Source organism: Bradyrhizobium sp. CW1 (genome assembly GCF_023100665.1).
Taxonomy (GTDB): Bacteria; Pseudomonadota; Alphaproteobacteria; order Rhizobiales; family Xanthobacteraceae; genus Bradyrhizobium; species Bradyrhizobium canariense_D.
The window spans coordinates 905,645-926,854 of the sequence record NZ_CP064684.1 but is presented as its reverse complement, the minus strand read 5'-3'; the positions used below and the strand labels follow the sequence as shown (position 1 = coordinate 926,854).

23 protein-coding genes and 2 pseudogenes are annotated in these 21,210 nt (G+C 64.2%); 7 read left to right on the top strand and 18 right to left on the bottom strand.

Going from position 1 to position 21,210, the window contains the following annotated elements:
- Positions 1–9 precede the first annotated feature (9 nt).
- The 3 genes from IVB54_RS04385 to IVB54_RS04375 all read right to left on the bottom strand — a co-directional run bounded on the left by IVB54_RS04385 (position 10) and on the right by IVB54_RS04375 (position 1,942).
- Positions 10–510, bottom strand: coding sequence for a hypothetical protein (locus tag IVB54_RS04385; protein ID WP_018453311.1), 501 nt, complete (start codon positions 508–510; stop codon positions 10–12).
- Positions 507–1,118, bottom strand: coding sequence for a permease (locus IVB54_RS04380; protein WP_018453310.1), 612 nt, complete (start codon positions 1,116–1,118; stop codon positions 507–509). The genes IVB54_RS04385 and IVB54_RS04380 overlap by 4 nt, the downstream gene beginning before the upstream one ends.
- A gap of 227 nt (positions 1,119–1,345) precedes the next feature.
- Positions 1,346–1,942 (bottom strand): superoxide dismutase, encoded by a 597-nt coding sequence (locus tag IVB54_RS04375; protein WP_007597204.1) that lies wholly within the window; start codon positions 1,940–1,942, stop codon positions 1,346–1,348.
- Between the two features lie 238 nt (positions 1,943–2,180).
- Here IVB54_RS04375 and IVB54_RS04370 point away from each other — a divergent pair, with 238 nt between their 5' ends.
- The 3 genes and pseudogenes from IVB54_RS04370 to IVB54_RS04360 all read left to right on the top strand — a co-directional run.
- A complete protein-coding gene (locus tag IVB54_RS04370) occupies positions 2,181–2,708 on the top strand; it encodes a GNAT family N-acetyltransferase (protein ID WP_018453309.1) in 528 nt (175 codons plus the stop codon).
- Between the two features lie 82 nt (positions 2,709–2,790).
- Positions 2,791–4,176, top strand: a complete 1,386-nt coding sequence (locus IVB54_RS04365; RefSeq protein WP_018453308.1) for an MATE family efflux transporter — start codon at positions 2,791–2,793, stop codon at positions 4,174–4,176.
- 51 nt (positions 4,177–4,227) lie between these two features.
- Positions 4,228–4,299 (top strand): annotated as a pseudogene (locus IVB54_RS04360) (DUF2147 domain-containing protein); the annotation flags it as partial.
- A gap of 4 nt (positions 4,300–4,303) precedes the next feature.
- Here the strand turns inward: IVB54_RS04360 and IVB54_RS04355 are convergent.
- Positions 4,304–5,443 (bottom strand): DUF3095 domain-containing protein, encoded by a 1,140-nt coding sequence (locus IVB54_RS04355; protein WP_018453307.1) that lies wholly within the window; start codon positions 5,441–5,443, stop codon positions 4,304–4,306.
- A 166-nt stretch (positions 5,444–5,609) separates the two neighbouring features.
- Here IVB54_RS04355 and IVB54_RS04350 point away from each other — a divergent pair.
- Positions 5,610–6,035 (top strand): annotated as a pseudogene (locus IVB54_RS04350) (hypothetical protein).
- 4 nt (positions 6,036–6,039) lie between these two features.
- Here IVB54_RS04350 and IVB54_RS04345 read toward each other — a convergent pair.
- The 5 genes from IVB54_RS04345 to IVB54_RS04325 all read right to left on the bottom strand — a co-directional run bounded on the left by IVB54_RS04345 (position 6,040) and on the right by IVB54_RS04325 (position 10,665).
- Entirely contained in the window at positions 6,040–6,255 is a 216-nt protein-coding gene (locus tag IVB54_RS04345; protein ID WP_026232507.1) for a hypothetical protein, read from the bottom strand.
- Between the two features lie 124 nt (positions 6,256–6,379).
- Positions 6,380–7,102, bottom strand: a complete 723-nt coding sequence (locus IVB54_RS04340; RefSeq protein ID WP_247299310.1) for an SDR family NAD(P)-dependent oxidoreductase — start codon at positions 7,100–7,102, stop codon at positions 6,380–6,382.
- Positions 7,095–8,477, bottom strand: a complete 1,383-nt coding sequence (locus IVB54_RS04335) for a fatty acid--CoA ligase family protein (protein ID WP_018453302.1) — start codon at positions 8,475–8,477, stop codon at positions 7,095–7,097. Before IVB54_RS04335 ends, IVB54_RS04340 begins: the two co-directional genes overlap by 8 nt.
- A complete protein-coding gene (locus IVB54_RS04330; RefSeq protein ID WP_018453301.1) occupies positions 8,464–8,709 on the bottom strand; it encodes an acyl carrier protein in 246 nt (81 codons plus the stop codon). Before IVB54_RS04330 ends, IVB54_RS04335 begins: the two co-directional genes overlap by 14 nt.
- A 141-nt stretch (positions 8,710–8,850) precedes the next feature.
- Entirely contained in the window at positions 8,851–10,665 is a 1,815-nt protein-coding gene (locus tag IVB54_RS04325; protein ID WP_018453300.1) for a long-chain-acyl-CoA synthetase, read from the bottom strand.
- Between the two features lie 253 nt (positions 10,666–10,918).
- Here IVB54_RS04325 and IVB54_RS04320 point away from each other — a divergent pair, with 253 nt between their 5' ends.
- A complete protein-coding gene (locus IVB54_RS04320; protein WP_018453299.1) occupies positions 10,919–11,632 on the top strand; it encodes an SGNH/GDSL hydrolase family protein in 714 nt (237 codons plus the stop codon).
- Between the two features lie 44 nt (positions 11,633–11,676).
- On the opposite strand, the gene IVB54_RS04315 is transcribed toward IVB54_RS04320, so the two are convergent.
- The 6 genes from IVB54_RS04315 to IVB54_RS04290 form a co-directional block, all read right to left on the bottom strand.
- A complete protein-coding gene (locus tag IVB54_RS04315; protein ID WP_247777080.1) occupies positions 11,677–11,946 on the bottom strand; it encodes a DUF3551 domain-containing protein in 270 nt (89 codons plus the stop codon).
- Positions 11,947–11,977: 31 nt separating this feature from the next.
- Positions 11,978–12,259, bottom strand: coding sequence for a DUF3551 domain-containing protein (locus tag IVB54_RS04310; protein ID WP_018453298.1), 282 nt, complete (start codon positions 12,257–12,259; stop codon positions 11,978–11,980).
- 137 nt (positions 12,260–12,396) lie between these two features.
- A complete protein-coding gene (htpG, locus tag IVB54_RS04305; protein ID WP_247299309.1) occupies positions 12,397–14,274 on the bottom strand; it encodes a molecular chaperone HtpG in 1,878 nt (625 codons plus the stop codon).
- A gap of 122 nt (positions 14,275–14,396) precedes the next feature.
- Complete coding sequence (locus IVB54_RS04300) at positions 14,397–14,810, bottom strand: hypothetical protein (protein ID WP_018453296.1); 414 nt, start codon at positions 14,808–14,810, stop codon at positions 14,397–14,399.
- Between the two features lie 262 nt (positions 14,811–15,072).
- Positions 15,073–15,672, bottom strand: a complete 600-nt coding sequence (locus tag IVB54_RS04295) for a nuclear transport factor 2 family protein (protein WP_026232506.1) — start codon at positions 15,670–15,672, stop codon at positions 15,073–15,075.
- Positions 15,673–15,834: 162 nt separating this feature from the next.
- The gene (locus IVB54_RS04290) at positions 15,835–16,641 is read right to left on the bottom strand and encodes a response regulator (protein WP_007597237.1); all 807 of its coding nucleotides are present in this window, start codon (positions 16,639–16,641) and stop codon (positions 15,835–15,837) included.
- A 221-nt stretch (positions 16,642–16,862) separates the two neighbouring features.
- Here IVB54_RS04290 and IVB54_RS04285 point away from each other — a divergent pair, with 221 nt between their 5' ends.
- Together IVB54_RS04285 and IVB54_RS04280 are read left to right on the top strand one after the other, a co-directional pair.
- Positions 16,863–17,093 (top strand): NepR family anti-sigma factor, encoded by a 231-nt coding sequence (locus IVB54_RS04285; RefSeq protein WP_026232505.1) that lies wholly within the window; start codon positions 16,863–16,865, stop codon positions 17,091–17,093.
- The gene (locus IVB54_RS04280) at positions 17,093–17,641 is read left to right on the top strand and encodes a sigma-70 family RNA polymerase sigma factor (protein WP_007597240.1); all 549 of its coding nucleotides are present in this window, start codon (positions 17,093–17,095) and stop codon (positions 17,639–17,641) included. The genes IVB54_RS04285 and IVB54_RS04280 overlap by 1 nt, the downstream gene beginning before the upstream one ends.
- A gap of 105 nt (positions 17,642–17,746) precedes the next feature.
- Here the strand turns inward: IVB54_RS04280 and IVB54_RS04275 are convergent, their stop codons facing one another.
- The 3 genes from IVB54_RS04275 to IVB54_RS04265 all read right to left on the bottom strand — a co-directional run bounded on the left by IVB54_RS04275 (position 17,747) and on the right by IVB54_RS04265 (position 21,208).
- A complete protein-coding gene (locus IVB54_RS04275; protein ID WP_018453292.1) occupies positions 17,747–18,445 on the bottom strand; it encodes a nitroreductase in 699 nt (232 codons plus the stop codon).
- Between the two features lie 134 nt (positions 18,446–18,579).
- Positions 18,580–19,824: an acyl-CoA dehydrogenase gene (locus tag IVB54_RS04270; RefSeq protein ID WP_018453291.1), complete on the bottom strand. Its 1,245-nt coding sequence runs from the start codon at positions 19,822–19,824 to the stop codon at positions 18,580–18,582.
- 136 nt (positions 19,825–19,960) lie between these two features.
- Complete coding sequence (locus tag IVB54_RS04265; RefSeq protein WP_018453290.1) at positions 19,961–21,208, bottom strand: acyl-CoA dehydrogenase; 1,248 nt, start codon at positions 21,206–21,208, stop codon at positions 19,961–19,963.
- Positions 21,209–21,210: the final 2 nt, after the last annotated feature.

Here is a 21,210-nt window from a genome sequence, read left to right as displayed (position 1 = left end):
ATGCCGGGCTCAGGGTTTGCCGATCAGCATGGCGATGGCGGCGGCGACGAACGGGAACGGCACCGAAACCGCGCAGCGGAACCAGACGAAACGGGCCGGCATGAACGGAATTTCCCACAAAATCACCCGTTGGAAGGCAAATAGCGCCCAAGCGACGACATAGGCGACCACCTGCGGCACCCCACCACCCGATTTCAGGGCCACCGTCCCGATCGAGAACCCGATCACCGGGCCACCGGGCGTCGCGGCCCCGGCGACCACGGCAGTCGCGACCCCGAGCCAGCCGCTGTCCGGGCCGAGCCAGCCGCTGATCACCTCCTGTGGGATGATAGCGGCGATGTAGCCGGAGCCGATCACCCCCAGCGCGATCCGCGGCACGATGTTGATGAAGTCCATCGAGCCTTCGCGCAGCGAGGCCTTGAACACTGGTGGGCCGCGGCGAAAGGCGATCAGGCCGACGCCGAACACCGAACCCCACAACAGGATGTCGATCAGGAGCGCGGCGCTCATGTCTCGTCGTCCTTCATGGCCGGCTTCGGATAAAGCCGGACATAGACGAAGCGGCCGAGCGCGCCTGCGAGCACCGGCAACGGCAGCGAGATGACGATGCGCCACAGCGTGAAGTCGGTGCCCATAATCGGGATTTCCCAGGCGACCGCCCGGCCATAGCCGATCAAGGTCCAACTCACGACCATGGCGATGGTGGCACCGAAATCGGCGCCGACCGCCAGCAGCGCACTCGCCACGGGATAGGCGGTGAAGGGACCGCCGGGCAGGATCGCGCCGAAGGCGGTGCCGATCAGAAGGCCTTTCAGGCCCGATTTCGGCCCGAGCGCGCGCGAGACTTTTTCGTGCGGCAGGATCTCGGAGATGAACGCACCGAGCAGGCAGCCGGCCAGCACGCGGGGCAGGATGCCGCCGAACAGCGAGAGATCGTGGGTCAGTATCTCGAGAACACCGTCGGTGCCATCACGCCGCCAGACCAGACCTGCGCTCACCGCCACAAGGGCTGCGATGATGATGGTCGACCAGCCGATCGGCTTGCGCACGCGACCCGGCCGCGGCTCGGATTCCGCGTCCTCGGCGGATGCCGGGTCTTTCGAGGAAGGATCTGACAACGGGCGCGTTCGGCTCGAGGGCGATGCCCGTCCTGCTTAAGGGCGCCGCAGATGCGATGCAAACAGTACGATGACGGGAGCGATGCGCACCTCGCGCAGGGCCATGCGAGGCGAAGTGCGAATTCCGCACAACAAAAAGGCGGCCGCGCCTCGACCGCCTTTCAATTCCGTCATTCCGGAGCGGCAAAGCCGGCCCCGGAATGCGTGAAGCCCAGGCCTCGTCGAACTCAGGCCTTGTCGAACAGCGACTCGACGTATTCCCAGTTCACGAGGTTCTCGACAAACGCCTTCAGATAGTCGGGACGGCGGTTGCGGTAGTCGATGTAGTAGGAGTGCTCCCAGACGTCGCAGCCGAGGATCGGGGTGGCGCCGTGCACCAGCGGATTCTCGCCGTTCGGGGTCTTGGAAATCTCGAGCTTGCCGTTCTTGACCTGGAGCCAGCACCAGCCGGAGCCGAACTGGCCGACGCCGGCCGCCTGGAAGTCCGTCTTGAACTTCTCGAAGCCGCCGAGGTCCTCGTTGATCTTCTTCTCGATCTTGCCCGGCAGCTTGGTGCCGCCGCCATTGGGCTTCATCCAGCTCCAGAAATGGATGTGGTTGTAGTGCTGGCCGGCATTGTTGAACACCGCGGGGTTCTTGCCGAACGAGCCCTTGACGATCTCCTCAAGGGACTTGCCTTCCCATTCGGTGCCCTTGAGCGCGTTGTTGCCGTTGGTGACATAGGCCTGATGATGCTTGTCGTGGTGGAATTCGAGCGTTTCCTTCGACATGAATTGTCCGAGGGCGTCATAGGCGTAGGGGAGTGGGGGCAGCGTAAAGGTCATGGGTGTTGTCCGCGACTGATGGGGGAACGAGACTTAACGGTCACCCCTTATAGAAGGTTCCGCGGCTGTTAAATACCGTGAATTTTCCAAAAGGCATGGTGCGGCGGCTTGGCCGGATTGCATAAAATCGTCGCAAGGATGTAGGGCGTTTCAACCAGGCCATAAAATATCATTGCCTTTGAGGTGCTTATGGCAGAACGAAACGCACCGACGGCGCGGAGATGCGAAGGTGAGAGCGATGAGCATCGAGATCGACATTTTGAACGGCGACGCCTCCTGGCGGATGGCGGAGCCACTGCACCAGGCGGTCTTCGGACCTGATATCGTCGCGAAGCAGCCCTGGGCTCACGTCAAATGGGCCAATGCCGACCTGCGCGTCCTCATCGAGACGCCCGAGGATGGTCTCGTCTGCCACGTCGGCATCTACTTCCGCACCGTCACTTGGAATGGGCAGAAGGTTCACATCGGCGGCATCGGCGGCGTCTGCACGCGGGAGGATCGACGCGGCCGCGGCTATGCGACCATGGCGATCGATGCCGCGGTGCATACCATGCGCGCCAACGAGGCGGTCCGCTTCGCGCTGCTGTTCTGCGAGCCGCACAATGTCGCGTTCTACGAAGCCCGCAGCTGGCTCCCCTTCAAGGGCGAGGTCTATTGCGAGCAGCCGGAGGGGCGGATCCGCTTCACTCACATGGCGCCCTATGTCTGCAACATCGTCAGCGCGCCGACACTCGGCACTATCGACCTCTGCGGCCTGCCCTGGTGAGCCCTGCGTGAGGCGCGGCTGGTGCCGGGGCTGCCCGCCATATAATATGTCGATCATCATCCAATATTCCGCGCGGTGACACATGACGATCGACGCCTCGATAGACGCCGTGCCGCTGCCTGCCCCGGTCGCCTCCCCCATCGCCGGCTTGCTGACGGCCCCGATCCTGCCGACGCTGCTGCGGCTCGCGATCCCCAACATGATCGCGATGGTGGGCAGCACGCTGGTCGCGGTCGCCGAGACCTCCTATATCGGCCGGCTCGGCACCATTCCGCTCGCCGCGATTGCGCTGGTGTTCCCATTCGCCATGCTGACGCAGATGATGAGCGCAGGCGCGATGGGCGGCGGCGTCTCGTCTGCGATCAGCCGCGCGCTCGGCGCAGGCGACCGGAACCGTGCGGCGACGCTGGCGCTGCATGCCGCCATCATCGGCCTCTGCGGCGGGCTTTTCTTCACGGTGACGATGCTCGTCTTCGGCCGCTCGTTCTTCGCGCTGCTGGGCGGGCGCGAGCGTGTGCTCGAGGAAGCCAGCGGCTATTCGCAAATGCTGTTCTCCGGCGCGGTCGCGATCTGGCTCGTCAACACGTTGGCGTCGGTGATCCGCGGCACCGGCGACATGCGTCTGCCCTCGATGGCGCTGATCGGGACGAGCGTGCTCCAGATCGCGCTCGGCGGCACGCTGGGGCTCGGCCTGTTCGGCGTGCCGCAATTCGGCATGCCCGGAGTGGCCGCCGGTCAGTTGATCGCATTCACCTGCGCTGCGATCTTCTTCCTCTGGTACCTCTGGTCCGGCCGCAGCCGGCTGCCGCTGGATTTCGGCGCCTTCCATTTCGATCGCGCGTTGTTCTTCGACATCCTCAAGGTCGGCGCGGTCGCCTGCCTGTCGCCGCTCCAGACCGTGCTCACCATTTTGATCTTCACCAAGATCCTGGCGACCTTCGGCACCGAGATGCTCGCCGGTTACGGCATCGGCTCGCGACTGGAATTCTTGCTGATCCCGATCACCTTCGCCTTCGGCATCGCATCGGTGCCGATGGTCGGCATGGCGATGGGCGCCGGACAGGTGAAGCGCGCGCGGCGCGTGGCCTGGACCGCGGCCGGGGCCTCGGGACTTACCGTCGGCCTGATCGGCCTCATCATCGCGCTCGATCCATCCCTGTGGGTTTCGCTCTTCACCAGGGATCCCGGCGTTGCCGCCGCCGCGCACAGCTACTTCCACTGGGCAGGCCCAACCTTCGTGTTCTTCGGCGTGGGCGTGTCGCTGTATTTCTCCTCGCAAGGCGCGGCGCGGGTCGGCGGTGCCGTGCTCGCCTCCACCGCACGGCTTCTGATCGTCGCGATCGGCGGCGGCGGCCTCATGATGGTGCAGGCTCCGGCCTGGACCCTGTTCGCGCTGGTCGGCGGCGCCATGGCGGTATTCGGGCTGTCGACCGCGGCCTCGGTCGCCTTCGTGCGCTGGGTCAAATAAGCGCAGGTCATTGCACGCAGGCAAATAAACGCGGGAATGTGATTCCATCCGGATTCGCTGCGGGTCGAAGGCTGCGTCGGCGCGCTCTGCGGCGGCGAAACCTGGACGCGGGCGGGGCGCTAGCGCTTCACGCCGTCATCGCCTTCAGCGCCGTCGCCGCCGAGGCGTAGCCGCCCCGCGCGCCGTCGATAAAATGGACGTGATCGCTGCGCAACGCCGACGGGGTGAAGCAGGTCATCATCGCAGCGTCCTGCTGATAGAGGCCGTAACGCACGATGCCGTCGCGCGCGGCAATCGCGAGGCGATCGCTGAGGGCGCGTTCGAGCTCCGGCGTACAGTCGAGGATCATGCGCAGGCCGTCGTCATATTTTCGGAAGTCGGAGTTCTCCACGACCTGCCGTGTATAGAGCTTCGGCACGAAGCCGCCGACCTTGAGATCGAAGCGCATGATCAGATAGACGAAAAGGGTGTAGGCCAGCACGCTGGCGCGGCGTGCGAGCAACGGACCTCCGCGCTTGGTGCGCGCCTCATATTCCAGCCCTTGCGGCGGCCATGTCAGCGGCGGCCCTTGTGGCGGCACGGGACGACCGGCATCCGGGCTGCGCTCGACGAGATGGATGATGTCCTCGATCACGTTGCGGAATGCCGAGGGATCGGCGCCTTGGGCCGGCATGACCAGCACGGACAGGATCAGGCCGCGCGCAGCCGGAATCACCTCGAAGCGGCAGGACAGGCCGGAGAGATCGGGCTGCGTCCCCGCGGGCGCTTCGGTGATCGCAAACTCGCCGCGCTTCATCGCTGCGTCCGCCCAGGCGAGCCCGCCGCCAGAAAACATCGCATAGGACAAATTGGCCGACGGTCCGAAGCGCGCGACGCGCACGTCTAGGCCATGCGCGCGAATGGCGCTCACCGGCACCAGCGCGACGCGCATCCGCAAGTCGAGATCTTCCCGCACCCAGGTCGCGGTCGCAGCCAAAGCCTCGCGGGCCAGTTCGAGATCATTAGGCGCGACCGCAAAACTCGCGCCGTCGCCGCCGAACACGAAGGGAAATTCGCGTCCCTCCAATGCATTCGTCACGGCTGCGATCACGGCGGCACCGGCCATGTTCACCGCCTTGTAGCGCTGCGCCGCGATGGCCTTGGTCGAATCCACGATGTCGGCAACGCCGACGCTCCAGTCGTCGGGCAGCGGCGAATACAAAGCGGGGTCCATCAGACTGGTGAAGCCGCGAAAGACCGGAATGCCGCTATAGAACGCTGATGTCATCGGATGATGCCGGATGGTTGGGACGCACGTCCAAAGGGACATACGTAGAAGAATCGATTCGGTTCGCCAGGCGCGCGCCCTTGCAACCATTGGCCGAAATGGACCCGGACAACAAGATGAGGGCGCACTGCAATGCCACAGAAGGTCATTAAACGGTTGACCGTAAATGGCGTCTAGTCTCGATGATCTGACATGGTTGCGCGGGAACATCGACGTGTCCGACTTCGACAGGAAGGACTCCATCGCTCCGGCAAGCCGGCGCACTGGGCGTGATCCGATCAGCGCGGTGAAGACGCCGGAAAGCCTGACCGCGGCCGTGGATAGCTGGGCCGAAACCCATCACCTGTAGCGCTCGGAAGCCATCGGTAAGCTGGTCGAGCTCGGCCTGAAGGTCGCGCCCCCGGCACTCCCGCCAGGGCACCCGCTCGCTTCGGATGCCACCAGGATCGAAGAGCTTGCGGTGCGTGAACTCGAGGGACTGCTCGATCCTGCGCTGTCTGAAGACGAACGCGAGCGCCGGATCCGCCGCCTGACCGAGGGCCCGCCGGAGTTCTCACACGAACGGATTGACCTGCCGAAGCATCGGACCTGAATGTCTAGTGCAGCTTCTCGCCCACGCGCTTGCGTAGCGCGGAGGCGGGAACGTCATGGCAGCCGACAAGACGCACGAATTTCTGCGGATACATTTCGTAACCGTGGTCACCGGAATTTTGGTGAGACATCGGCTCGCAGTGAACGGGCTCGCAGTGAACGTCGCTTTGCTCTGCGCAAGATGGCTTTACCGACGCCTTGTCCGGGCTCGAAGCGGTCATGGACTGCTCCCTATCGATTAGGGCAGATCGATTGACGTAACCCAATCGATTGCGCGGGATCTTACGACCAAATCCGGACGATGTCATTGCGCCGGATCAATGCAATTGTGGCGATGAGTTCCACCTACGCCGTGTTGCCCGCGTCGACCGTAAACACGGTACCCGTCACATTGCGACCGCCCTCTCCCAGCAAATACTCCACCATCCGCGCGACGTCGTCGGTCTCCGGCAGGCGGCGCAGCGCGCTGCGGCCGGCGATGCGCTTGCGGCTGTCGTCAGACAGGTTGTGCGTCAGCTCGGTGTCGATGAAACCGGGCGCGATCGCGTTCACGGTGATGCCGAGCTTGCCGACCTCGCGCGCGAGCGAACGGGTGAAGCCGGTGGCGGCGGCCTTGGTCGCACCGTAAACCGAGAGGCCATTATAGCCGGTCGTCGCGATAATCGAGGAGATGTTGATGATGCGGCCGGCGCCGTCGGCCATCATCTGGCGCGCGACATATTTGGTGAGAATGATCGGCGACAGCACGTTGAGCTGCACCAGCGCCTCGATCTCGGAATTGTGCATGGTCGCGAGCAAGCCTTCGGTGCCGAGGCCGGCATTGTTGACGAGGCCGTAGATCGGGCCGAATTCATCGCGCACGAGTTTTGCGTAGGCGGGGATCGCGTCGATCACGGCGAGGTCGCAAGCGCGAAAATGCAGGCGCCCCTCCGACCCGGCAATCGCCGCCTTGAGCTCGTCGCTCTCGCGCCGCGCCGCCGCGATCACGTTGTAGCCGCCATTAACAAGCCGCTGGCCGATCGCAAGGCCGATACCGCGGCTACCGCCGGTGACGAGAACATTATGCATCGGTGCGCGCCAGTTTGCCGGCCGGGGTGACGTCGAGCGCCTCGACGAAGCGGATCACCGCCGGCACCTTGTGGGAGGCGAGCTGAGCGCGGCACTGATCCAGAATCTGGTCGCGGATCTCTTTCGCGCGCGCCGGATCGGTGCCGTCGGCGAGGATCACGTCGGCGACGACGATGCCGCCGGTGATCGGGCTCTTGCGTGACTTCGCCCGCGACATCCGCACATCGAGATGACGGTTGATCACCGCCTCGATCTCTTCGGGGTGAACCTTCAGCCCACCGATATTGATGATGCCGCCGCGGCGGCCAACGAAATAGTAGCGGTCGCCGCGCAATTCGACGATATCGCCGCTATCGACATACCCGTCTGCATCGGTGAGCGCAGCCGCGTCGCGGCCGATATAGGCGTGCGCCGTGCGCGTCGAACGGATACGTAGCGAGCCGTCGACGACCTTCATTTCGACGCCGTTGCGGTTGCCGAGGTAGTCCGCCGGAAAGCCTTCCAGCCCGTCATTGACGGCAAAGCCGACGCCGGCCTCGGTTGACGCATAGGCATGGCCGACGGAGGAATTCGGGAACGCCGCTTTCAGGCCGTCCAGCACCGCCTGGTCGGCGATCTCGCCGGAGAGGCGGACATAGCGCGGCGCGAACTGCGCGGCCGAGCCGCTCATCAACAGCTTGCGCCAGTGCGAGGGCGTGCCGGAGATGTGGGAGACGCCCCGCGCGTTCAGCCGCGTGACGTGATCGGCGAGCGCCTCATGCGGATCGGACAGCACCATCGAGCCGCCCGAGAGGACGGCGCGGAGGAATATCTGCAGGCCGCCATAGCGGCGGATGTCGTAGAACGTCGCCCATACCGGCGCGGGTCCGCGCGCCGGGCCTTCGGCGACGATGGCGCCGGTGAGTGCTTCCAGCGTATGGCCGACGATTTTCGGCACGCCCGACGTGCCCGAGGTGAGCATCAGCCATTCCGTGGCGCGTTCGGTCCTGGCCGGCGCTGTGGCTTGAAGCGGCAGTTGTGCGGTGACGACCAGCGGCACGCCAGTCTCGGCCCAGCGATCGGGCTCGTCGGTGACAACGGCATCGATCCCGGCATTCGCCATCAGCGCGTCGAGATGCGCCGGGTTGAGATCCGGCGGGCACAGCAGCATGCGGCGGGCAATACCGTCGAGCTCGATCATGGCAAGACCCGATCGGAGCTGGTCGGACAATTTCAGCAGCACCGCGCGGCCGGACAGCTCGCCCAGGCGGCCACCCAGGACCGTCTGCGACAGGATATCCGTCAACGACACGACATCGTGCGCGTCCGACAGCGTGCGGCCGGTCAGCTCCGCGCCGAGATGGTCGCGGAGCGCAAAGATCTCACGCGGGGACATTTTCGTAGGCCCGCACGAAATCGCCCACGGTGGCGGGGAACGCTGCGTCCTCGGAAATGGTGAAAGGGTCGACGCCGGTCTCGTCCTCGAGGCGCGCCACCAGGATGGCGAAGGCGAGCGAGTCGAAGCCCGTCTCGTGCAGGGACAGCTCGTCCGAGAGTGCGGGAAGCGCGACGTGCTGCTCTTTGGCGATCTGCTGGATCGCTTCAATGACCTTAGACCGTACCGACATGGCTGGCTCGCTTCTGTTGTCGTTCGTGTTGCGGCGGTTCTTGATGACCGCCTCCCTTGCCCGTTTGTTTACCCGACAGAAGTAAATGGCTTCTTGGACAATTCGGATAAAATTGGACCTATCTGGCGGATTTTCGCGCGGCTAGAGCCGGATCGTACCCTGGTTGATTTGCGCATACGTCTCCGCGTCCAGCGCGACATAGGCGCCGGTCTTCGGGTCCAGCATGAACAGCGGATCGGAGACCGCGCCGGGATCAAATCCCTCGCGCGCGAGCTCGCCCTTCTTCTGCTTGAACGTCTCGGTCGCATCGAGCTCGCGCGAGATGCGTATGAAGACGGGATGAGCATAGGCGGGCAGGCGCTGTGCGAGATGGGCGGGCAGTGCCTCGACGGCGAAGCCTTCGTTCACCACGATCGCACTCATGCCGGCGCGGCCGTCGGTGCCGGGAATGCCGACGCCGTAGGTGGTGGCGTCGATCACGCCAGTGAAACCCCGCATGGCGTCGTTGACCTCCGAAGTCGCGACGTTCTCGCCCTTCCAGCGAAAGGTGTCGCCGATGCGGTCGACGAAGTGGAAGAAGCCCTTCTCGTCGAGCCGCATCAGGTCGCCGGTGCGGAACCAGGAATCGCCCTTGGCAAAGACATCGCGCAGGATCTTCTTCTCGGTCTCGCTCGCCTCGGTGTAGCCCTCGAAGCGGCCGCCGCCCTCATCCGCCGTGCCGATGCGGCCTATGGCTTCGCCGGCCTCGCCGCGCGCGCAGGGGATACAAAACCCCTCCGCATTGCGCAGCGGGGCGCCGTTATCGGGCTCGAGCTTGACGAGACCGGCAGGGAAACGATGCGCAAGCAACGGCGGAACGCGGCCGATCGCGCCGGGCTGGCCCTCGACGTTGAACAGCGAGAAATTGCCTTCCGTCGCCGCGTAGAATTCGAGGATGCGCGGAATGGCGAAACGCGCCTGAAAATCGTCCCAGATGTCACCGCGTAGGCCGTTGCCGCAGACGAGCCGCAGGCGATGCCGGTTCTCGTATTCCGACGGCGGCGCCTTGAGCAGATAGCGGCAGAGCTCGCCGATATACTGGAACAGCGTACAGTCGTGGCGCACGATGTCGGGCCAGAAATTCGAGGCTGAGAATTTATCTGCGATCACAACCGAGCCCCCGGCAGCGAGCATGCTGCATGGTGCCACGATGCCGCCAACCGAGTGGAACAGCGGCAGGCAATCGTAGAGCCGGTCCTGCGGCGTCGCGCCGGTGAGGCCGGCGAACCAAAAGCCCCAATTGAGGATGCGGCGGTGGCTGATGCTTGCGGCTTTCGGCAGGCCGGTCGTCCCGGACGTGTAGATCAGCAGGGCCCGGTCGTCGATGGTGACGTCACCACGCTCGTCCGGCGAAAGCGGCCGGTCATCGAGGGCGTCGAGCGCGACATCGATCGGACGCTCGCTGCGGGCATCGCCGTGGGTCCAGACCTTTGCTTCCGTCTTCAAGTGCGGCAACGCGCCGGACAGCTCCGCTGCAAGCTCATGCGCAACAATGATGTGAGCGGGCTTTGCGACTCCGACGCAATGCGCGAGCGAGTGCCCGACGAGCTTGGTGTTGATCAGCGCGACCACGCCGCCGACGCGGCTGATGCCGAGCCAGGCCGCGACATAATCGATGCCGTTCGGCATGATCAGCGCGACAGTGCCGCCCTTGGCCACACCGGCCGAGCGCGCCCAGCGCGCATAACGATTGATGCGTTTCGAAAGTCCCTCATAGTCGAGGCTCGCGTCATCGGTGGTCAGCGCAACGCGATCTGGCTGGCGCTGCGCCCAATCGTCGACGACATCGGCGAACAGCCGGCCCGGCAACGTCTCGATCCGTGCGGTGAGCTCGATCGCCTTCAGCCAGATTTTCGAAGCCGAAGGTGCGCGCGCGGCTTTCGGTTGCTCGATGACGCCGGTTGTCATGCCGTTCATTCTTTACGTGTCTGCGGGTTTCCGGCAGCTTAGCTCGCACGCCCTGCCCAGATGTTAAGAGACAAGGTAAAACCGGGTTAGTGCACGATTAACTCTAGTGATCCTTTACCAAACCGGAGGCGATCGAGGTGCGCCGCCTGGCAGTTCTTGCAATAGCAAAGCCAGTTGTCGGGGCGTGAGGCTAGGCGGCTCCGGGCAAACGGGTTAGTCTTTTTGACCCTGCATTGTCCCGGTTGCGAAAGGGAGACGACCTGTGGCTCTCGGCTCGTCTGAATTTCCCGTCCAGGCCGCGCCGTTCGAGCAGCCGCTGACCAATTTTGCCAATGGCCTGAGGCGCGGACAGGTCAAGGTGGTCGCGATCGGCTCGTCGACCACGGCGGGCGAAGGAGGCATCGCGCCCTATCCGCAACGATTGCTGGCGGACCTTCGGAGCATATTTCCGAAGCCCGGGATCGATGTCATCAACCGGGGCGTCGGCGGCGAAGAGGCTCCCAAGGAGCTTTTGCGGTTCAAGCACGACGTCTTCGACCAGAAGCCGGATCTCGTGATCTGGCAGGTCGGCACCAATGCGGTGTGGCAATCGGCCGATCAGAATCCACCGACCTTCGACGAAACCAGGAGGGCCATCGCTGACGGCGTCGATCAGCTGCTTGTGGACGGAGGGATCGACGTCATCCTAATGGATCTGCAATATGTGCCGGCGGTGCTGACGCCGGCCAAGGCCGACAAGGCGAACGCGATGGTCGCAGCGATCAGCGAGATCGCGCATGCAAAGCGGGTCAACGTCTTTCGCCGCTTCGCGCTGATGAAGGGCTGGCACGACGTTGCAAGAATTTCGTTCGACCGCATGGTCGACCCGGGCGACGACAGCAGGCTGCACGCAAGCGACTGGACCACGGACAAGATGACCTGGCAGTTGACCGACGCGATCGTCACCGCGGCCAACGAGGCGCCCCACGGCAGCTAGCCCTGCATACTCCGTCTGATTGACGGCCGAACGGGCGGTGAGCCCTAGCCGCCTCGCTGATGGCGCAAGCGCTGCGGCGGTGCGTTGAACGGATAATACGGATTGAGATCGCAGCTGGCGGAGCGGCCGGAAGCCGTAGCTCGGCACTGCGGCACTGAGGTGAAGGAGCAATCGTACCACTCCCCGCCACCGCCGTTTGCACCGGAATAGACGTGCATGCAGACGGGATGGCGCGGATCGAAGGTCTGTGCATGCGACGGCGCGGCCGTGAGCAGGGCACCGACGGTCATGATCAGGCCGAACAAGCGATGCATGAAAATTCCCCCTGAAGGCCGTTGCGGATCGCTAGTGCACGTTCTTGTGGCGCCGGCGCGGCGGCGGCGGGGGTTGGTCGAACGCATAGTAGGGATTGACGTCGCAGCTTGCCGAGCGGCCCGAGGCCGTGGCGCGGCACTGCGGCAGCGAGGTGAAGGAGCAATCGAAATAATCGCCACCGCCCCCGCCAAAACTACCGGGCGTATAGACGTGCATGCACACCGGGTAACGCGGATCGTAGGTCTGGGCGCTGGCATCTGCCGCCACGAACAGCGTGGCAATTGCGGTCAGGGTCAGGATCGGCAAACGCATGGAGAAATCCTCGAATCTGTCATGTCGGCCATGTCGGCGGCCCGGATGCCGGCCACCTCGTATGGCATAACACCATGGCAGAGGCGACCGTTCCTGCGCGCAGATGACGGCAAGGTGAGTGCGGTGCACTGCGCCCGCTACGCGCCGAGCCCTTGCAACACCAGCCGGTTCAACCTTGCCGCAAACGCCGCAGGGTCCTCCGGCAGCTCGCCGTCTAGGATCTGCGCCTGTTCGAGCAGGAGCAGGCTGAGATCGTCAACCATCTTGGAGCCGGCCTGAGCCTTCGTGATCGCCGTCACCAGCGGATGGCGCAGGTTGATCTCAAGGATCGGCTTGGTGCGCATGCCACGGTTCTGCTGAGACAGGATGCGCTCGAGCTCGCGGCTCGGGCCCTGGCTGTCGGCGACGAGGCAGGACGCGGAGCTGGTAAGACGCGTCGAGGCCTTGACGTCGCTGACGCGCTCGCCGAGCGCGGCCTTGATCACCGCGATGGTGGCGGCCTCGTCGGCGGGCGGCTCGTCCTTTTTCGCCTCGTCGGCTTCGTCGACGCGCGGGATCAGGTCGAGATTGAGATCGCCTTGGCTCAGCGACTTCAGCGGCTTGCCGTCAAACTCCGAGGGCATCGAGGTCCAGAAGGCGTCGACGGGATCGGACAGCAGCAGAACTTCGATGCCGCGCGCAGTCGCCGCCTCGAGCCGGGGGTTCGACTTCAGCCGGTCGATGCTGTCGCCGACGAGATAATAGATCTCGGTCTGGTTCGGCTTGAAACCGGCGACGACGTCCTTGAGCGAGCGCTTCTCGCCCGAGGTCGTGGTGAAACGCGACAGCGCGAGCAGCTTTTCTCGGCGTTCGAAATCCTCGTAGATGCCTTCCTTCAGCACCGCGCCGAAGGCCTCCCAGATCTTCGCGAAGTTCTCCGGATCCTTCTCCGCCAGGCTTTCGAGCTCGGACAGCACGCGGGTCGCCACGGCCTTGCGGATCTGCGCGAGCTGCGGATTGTTCTGAAGCATCTCGCGGGAAATGTTGAGCGGGAGATCCTCGCTGTCGACGACGCCGCGGATGAAGCGGAGATAGCCCGGCAGCAGATCGGCATCGTCAGTGATGAACACGCGGCGGACATAGAGCTTGACGCGCCCCTTGCGGTTCGGTTCGAACAGGTCGAACGGCTTCGTCGAGGGCGCGAACAGCAGCACGGCGTAGGAGTAACGTCCCTCCGCGCGATAATGCAGCGTCATCGCGGGATCGTCGAAGGCGGAGGCGATCTGCTGATAGGCCTTCTTGTAGTCTTCCGGCGTGAGCTCGGATTTCGAGCGCTGCCACAGCGCGCTCGCAGAATTGATCTGACGCGGTTCGCCCCCTTCAGGCACGAGCTCGATGGGGAAGAGGATGTTGTCGGAATAAGCGCCGACGATACGTTCGATCTCGTAAGCTTCGAGATATTTCTTCGCATCGTCCTTGAGATGCAGGACGATCTCGGTGCCGCGCTGCACGCGGCCCGCATCCTCCTCGCTGGCACGCGCGATCTCGAAGCCCGAGCCGCCCGAGGACGTCCAGGTCCAGACGTCGCTCTCGCCGGCGCGGCGGCTCACCACGACGATCTTGTCGGCTACCATGAAGGCGGAATAGAAGCCGACGCCGAACTGGCCGATCAGGCCGAGACCATCCTTGGCCTCCTTGAGCTTCGATACGAAGGCCTTGGTGCCCGAGCGGGCGATGGTGCCGAGGTGGTCGATCAGCTCCTGCCGCTCCATGCCAATGCCATTGTCGGCGATCGCAAGCGTTCCGGCCGTCTTGTTCGGAATGATCCGGATCTTGAGCGCGTCGCCTTCGCCCAGCAGCGCCGGATTCGCGATGGCCTCATAGCGCAGCTTGTCGCAGGCGTCAGAGGCATTGGAGACGAGCTCGCGCAGGAAGATATCGGTCTCGGAATAGACGGAATGCACCATCAGGTGCAGAAGCTCGGAAACCTCGGCCTGGAAGGGCTGCGTATGCACAGCCGTGTCTGACGTCGTCATGCGTTTACCCGGTCAATCCAAAGAGGAAGAAACCCGGGATATAACGCGAGGGGGCAGGGGATCAAGTAGACGTCAGCAATCGCCCTCCGGGCGGAGGGCGACTTGTCCGTGGCCAAAGCCGATCAAGTCACACAGCGGCCGGGTTGGAGCAGCTTTGCGACCTCGGTCAGGGAGCTGACCATCGGCTCGCAGGCGATCGTCGGCTTTTTGCGGCTCTGCTTCTGGTCCGGGAGCAACACCGGCGGCTTGGCGTTGCCGGTCTCGATCACCGCGGGGACCCGCAGCAGCACCGACGTGTCGGCCAGATCGTTCAGCCGCATCGACACGGTGCGGGTCGGAACCTCAGCCTGCTTGATGTCGGCCAGCCGGTCCGCTTTGCTGGAGCGATTGACGTTATGGCCCGGCTTGTCAGCGACCGCCTGCCAGCGGTCGGCCGGATCATGGCCGGAGGCCAGCTGCACGGCGCCGACCTGGACGGCGCCAAGCGTCGCGGCGATCGCGACGGCGCCTAAAAATACCTTTTGAATCTGTGACATGGCTGTCGGTCCCTCGCCCCATGGCGATCGCGGGAACAACGCGAGGAGAGGACCCAGAGTTCTCAGGCGTTAAGATCACTTAACCGTGTGCGAAAAGGCAGGGTGCGAAAAGGATGGCCCCACGAAAAATTTTGCAACCCCCTGGAACGACTTTCAGGGACGGGAGTCGTATCAACAGCCGGCTATTCCCCCCTGCCCCATAAGCCGGCGACGTAGGGCGCGACTGTGGTGATGCCAGTCGCGCCTTACTTTTGTCTGGCGTTCAGTTCGCCTTCCCCGCAAGCCACTCCCGCCCCTCCGCATAGAGCTTCTCAACCTCGGGCCCGGTGAGGCCTGGCATGTCGCGCTTGACCTTGTAGCCGATCAGCTCCTGCATGTAGGCGAGGTGGCGGTAGCCTTCGGGCAGCGCGGCAAGGGCTTTCTGGTCGAGCTGAAGCGTCGCGGAGGGATCAACCGGGTCGATCCGGTCCTTCTCGTAGATCGGCTGGCGGCGGACGATGCCCCATTTTCCCTGCCGCTTCTCCAGGAAATCGTAGAAGCGCCCGGTGCAGACGACGTCGCAGGGCACGTCGTGCACCGGTGCGCGCTGCGAGATGGTCATCTTGGTCTGCGCGATGGCGCGCGCCCCCTCGAGATCGATGCTGCAGCCACCGAGGAAATGCAGGATGCGCACGCCCTTGGCGAACCCCTCCTGGCTGACCCGCATGAAATCCCGCGCCGGCCCCTGAAACCAGGTGGCGGACATCCAGCCTTCCTCGTGCCAGACGGTGGCAAAACGCTCCCAATCGCCGGCATCGCGCCACACCGCCCAGTTCTCGACGAGGTCGCGGATGGCGAGGCGATCGAGGAGTTGCTGGTCCATGAACACGTCTCCGATGGCACCGCGGCTGCAACGGCCGCTGCGCGAGGTATGAGCGGCGAATTCGATGGCCGTCAAGCGTGACAACCGGATCAACAAAAATCCGGCGCACCTTGCGGCACGCCGGATCGGATTTCGTCAAAATGCCGGGCGCTGGCGCCTTCGTTACGCCGCCGGTACCTTCGGCGCGCGGTTGCGGGAGTTGCGCTGGAAGAACAGCGCCTGGCTCGCCACCGCCGACACCATCGCCGGCTGGAACGGTTTCGAGATCAGGAAGGCCGGCTCCGGTCGCTCGCCGGTGAGGAAGCGCTCGGGGTATGCGGTGATGAACACCACCGGCACTTCGAAGGTGCGGAGCAGCTCGTTGACGGCGTCGAGGCCCGACGAGCCGTCGGCGAGCTGGATGTCGGCGAGGATCAGGCCCGGTCGCTTGTTCTTTGCCAGCGCGACCGCATCGGCGTGGGTGCGGGCGACGCCGACGACATTGTGGCCGAGGTTCTTCACCAGGCTCTCGAGATCCATGGCGATGAAGGTCTCATCCTCGATGATCAGCACGTCAGTGGCGATCTCGGCTGCCATCTCACGCCCTGCGGCATCCGCAAGCCGGCGCGTCTCACCGACGTCGGTGCCGAGAATGTAGCCGACCTCTTCTTCCGAAAATCCCTCGAGCGAGAGCAGCAGGAAGGCTTGCCGCGGCAAGGGCGTGATGTTGGACAGCCGCCGCTCCGGCGGCATCGGCAGGTTCGTCACCTCGGAATCGTCGTTGACGGAAACGGAATTCCAGATTTGGGTGAACAGCCGGAACAGGCCGGCGCGCGGCCCGTGGCTCTCGTCGAGCACCGACGGATCTCCCAGCATGGCTTCCAACATGGCTGCGACATAGGCGTCACCGGAGGACTGGCTGCCCGTCAGGGCGCGTGCGTACCGGCGCAACAACGGCAAGTGTTCAGCAACGAGCTGTGAACGGGACATCCCCACTCCATATCATCTTCGGGCCGACCTTGACGTGCAGGCGTTAGGCGGGGGGCCCGGGTTCCCCTGCTGGGCTGATTACGCCTCAGACCAAGAAAAGTTCCGCATGGGGGCGGAACTTTTTCTCGCAGCTCGCATTGAGCCTATCCAGGGAACGGCTCCCGGTTGAGAGAACTTCTCGATTTTACAGCTACTTAACTCGGGGAAACGTGGAACAGGTCATGAAAGATCTCAAGTCTCAAGCCAGCAAAAGCACGACCCCCGGCAAGGGAGGGCTCACTCCGGAGATCCAGTCCCGGATCGGGCACCAGCTGCGCGCCATGTACGACGACGTGGTGCGGCAGGGGGTTCCGGACCGGTTCGCGGAACTGATCAAGAAACTTGATGCGCCGGGAGCGACCCCCCAAGTGGAAAATGGTGGCGGCTCTAACGACAACAATGGGAGGGATTGATGCCTCTCACGGATTCCCTGCGTAACGACATCCTGGCGGCCGTGCCCAGTCTGCGCGCGTTTGCCATCTCGCTCAGCGGCAATGCGGACCGCGCCGACGATTTGGTCCAGGAGACGCTGTTGCGGGCGCTCGCCAACATCGACTCGTTCCAGCCCGGCTCCAATCTGCCGGCATGGCTGTTCACGATCCTGCGCAACCTGTTCCGCTCCGACTATCGCAAGCGGCGGCGGGAAGTCGAGGATGCCGAAGGCAATTATGCTAAGACGCTGAAGACGCAGCCCTCGCAGAACGCCCATCTTGAGTTCGAGGAATTCCGCACGGCGCTCGACAAGCTTCCGCAGGACCAGCGTGAAGCGCTGATCCTCGTCGGCGCCTCCGGCTTCTCCTATGAGGACGCGGCTTCGATCTGCGGCTGCGCAGTCGGCACGATCAAGAGCCGCGTCAACCGTGCGCGCTCCAAGCTCGCGGCGCTGCTCTATGTCGACGGCGCCGAGGATTTCGGGCCCGACGAGACCATTCGCGCCGTGATCGGCGGCAGCGGCGGCTGACGGCCGGCGTCAATCGAACTGAGACCGCGATGAAGGCGGCCGCATCCGCGGCCGTCTTTTCGCGCGAACGGGATCACGTCCAATACGAAGCGTGCATCGCCTCGATCACTCGTCCACGAAGGTCACGGTCTCGGCCAGGCTCGCACGCGACGTCCGGTAGCTGTTGACCTTGTGGGCATTGTCGGCATAGCCGAACGAGATACCGCAAACGATGCGGCGATCATCAGGCAAATTGAAATGGCGGCGGATCAGGCCGGAGTGGCGCGCGAGCGCCGCCTGCGGAATTGTGCCGAGCCCGAGCGCCTGCGCGACCAGCATGAAGTTCGAGACATAGGCGCCGCAATCGATCGCACCGTAGATGCCGAGCGGCTCGTCGGTATGGATGATGGCCACATGCGGCGCGCCGAAGAAATTGTAGTTCTCCAGCGCCTGCTTGGCATAGGCCATCTTGTCTCCGCGCGCGATGCCGAGCGTGTTGTAGAGCTGAAAACCGCTCTCGCGGCGGCGTTCGAGATAAGCGCCGAGATATTCGCGCGGCGGCGTGAAATCATAGTCGTCCCCGAGCCCGCCCGAAGCCTCCTTGTAGATCAGCTTGCGGAAACGCTCCTTGGCCTCGCCGCTGGCGATGACGACCTGCCAGGGCTGGCTGTTGCACCAGGACGCCGTGCGCTGGGCGGTGGTCAGCACGTGCTCGATCGTCGCGCGATCGACTTCCTTGGCCAGGAAGGCGCGCACCGAGTAGCGCTCGTTGAGCAGCTCTTCGAGCACGCCGATGCGGTTGTTATGATTGACTGCAGCGTCCATTGCTTAAGCTCGCTTTCGTGCCCCGGACGCGACGCAGCACGAAGTGATGCGGCGCTGAGGCGGGGCCCATTGTGGCCTGTCTATTATGGCTCTTGGGTCCCGGCTCGCGCTTCGCGCGTCCGGGACACGAGATGTCAACGCCCCTTGGTCGGAATCTTGTTGTACGGCACGTCCTTGTCCACGCGGATGTCGCCCGGCAATCCCAGCACGCGCTCGGCGATGATGTTGCGCAAGATCTCGTCGGTGCCGCCCGCGATGCGCATCGAAGGCGAGGACAGCAGCATCTGCTGGAACTGGCCCTGCACGGTCTCCTCGTCCGTGCCGGTGAGAACGCCGGCCGCGCCCTGGAGGTCCATGGCATAGGTTGCGATGTCCTGTAGCATCATGCCGGAGACGAGCTTGCCGATCGAATTTTCCGGTCCCGGCCGCTCGCCCTTGGACAGCGCCGAGATCGCGCGGTAGCTGGTGTATTTCAGCCCGCTCGACTTCACCGCCCAGCTCGCGAGTTTTGAGCGCACGGCGGGATCGTCGATGGCGAGGCCATCCTCCAGCATCAGGTTGGAGCAGAACTCGAACATCTCCGGGACGCCGGTCGCAAGCCGCGAGCCGATCGACATGCGCTCGTTCATCAGCGTGGTCAGCGACACGCTCCAGCCCTCGCCGATGGCGCCAAGACGCTGGCTGTCGGGAATGACGACGTCGGTGAAATAGACCTCGTTGAACTCCTGCATGCCGTTGGCCTGCTTGATCGGGCGCACCTCGACGCCGGGGCTCTTCATGTCCAGGAAGAACATGGTGAGACCTTTGTGCTTGGGCACATTGGGATCGGTGCGCGCGATCAAAAGTCCGTAGTCGGAATAGTGCGCACCCGAGGTCCAGATCTTCTGGCCGTTGACGACCCAATTGTCGCCCTTCTTCTCCGCGCGCGTGCGCAAGCCCGCGACGTCAGAGCCCGCTGATGGCTCGGAGAACAGCTGGCACCAGATCTCCTCGCCCGCGGCCAGCTTCGGCAAATGGCGCCGCTTGGCCTCCTCGCTGCCAAAAGCCATCACGGTTGGCCCGCACATGCCCTCGCCGATCTGGAACGGCTGCGTCAGCTTGCCATAGACGCCTTCCTCCTGCTGCCAGATCACGCGCTCGATCGGCGTCGCACCGCGGCCGCCATATTCCTTGGGCCAATGCAGGCAGGCCCAATTGCCTTCGGCCTTCTTCTTCTGCCAGGCCTTGCCGACATCGACGATGTCGTGGTTGGCCAGCCGGATGCGGCCGAGCGAGGATTTTGACAGCTCAGCCAAAAACTCCTTCGGCGCGTTGGCCTCGACCCATTTGCGCGCGGTCTCGCGGAAGGCGGCTTCCTGCGGGGTGTCGTCGAAATTCATGGCGGACCTCTTCGTTCTTGCTCTGTCTTAGTCCCTCATGGTGAGTGGCGCGCAGCGCCGTCTCGACCCACGAGGCCCCCGTTGGGCCTGCATCCTTCGAGACGCCGCGCTCCGCGGCTCCTCAGGATGAGGATCATCAGCCTCTTCCCTTCGTCAGGATCCTGTTGAACGGCACGTCCTTGTCGACACGGATGTCGCCGGGCAGGCCCAGCACCCGCTCGGCGATGATGTTGCGCATGATCTCGTCAGTGCCGCCTTCGACACGGGTTCCCGGCGCGCGCAGCAGCATCGCCTGGAAGCGGCCGGCGAGTTCGGAATCTTCGGCACCGCTGATCACACCGGCAGCGCCTTGCAGATCCAGCGCATAGGTCGCGACATCCTGGATCATGGAGCCCGCGACCAGCTTGCCAATGGAGTTCTCCGGTCCCGGACGCTCGCCCTTCGACAGCGCCGAGATCGCGCGCATGCTGGTGTATTTCAGTCCGCTCGCTTTCGCCGCCCAGCTCGCCAGCTTCGCGCGCACCGCGCGGTCCTCGATTGCCGGGCCATCGTCCAGCATCAGGCTGGAGCAATATTCGAACAGCTCGGGGAAGCCGGTCGAGACGGCCGCGCCGATCGCGCTGCGCTCGTTCATCAGCGTGGTCAGCGAGACGTTCCAGCCGTCACCGACCTCGCCGAGGCGCTGGTGATCGGGAATGCGGACGTTGGTGAAATAGACTTCGTTGAAGTCGGAAGCGCCGCTCGCCTGCTTGATCGGCCGCACCTCGACGCCAGGGCTCTTCATGTCCAGGAAGAACATGGTAAGGCCCTTGTGCTTGGGCACGGTCGGATCGGTGCGGGTGAGCAGAATGCCGTAATCGGAATAGTGCGCGCCCGACGTCCAGATCTTCTGGCCGTTGATCACCCAGTCATCGCCATCCTTCTCGGCGCGCGTGCGTAGGCCCGCAACGTCGGAGCCGCCGGCGGGCTCGGAGAACAGCTGGCACCAGACCTTTTCGCCGGAGGCGAGTGGCGGCAAATAGGCGCGCTTATGCTCCTCGCGCGCGAACGCCATCATGGTCGGCCCGCACATGCCGTGGCCGATGATGAACATGCGGGATAGCTGGCCGAACGGCCCTTCTTCCTGCTGCCAGATCACACGTTCGATCGGCGACGAACCGCGGCCACCATACTCCTTCGGCCAATGCAGGCAGGCCCAGCCGGCATCTGCCTTCTTCTTCTGCCAGGCCTTTGCCACTTCCAGAATGTTGGCGTTCTTCAATTGCGTGCGGCCGAGCGAGGACTTGCGAAGCTCCTCCTCGTACTGCTTGGGCGCATTTGCCGCGATCCAGGCGCGAGCCGTGGCGCGAAATTCGGCTTCTTGCAGAGTGTCGTCGAAGTTCATGA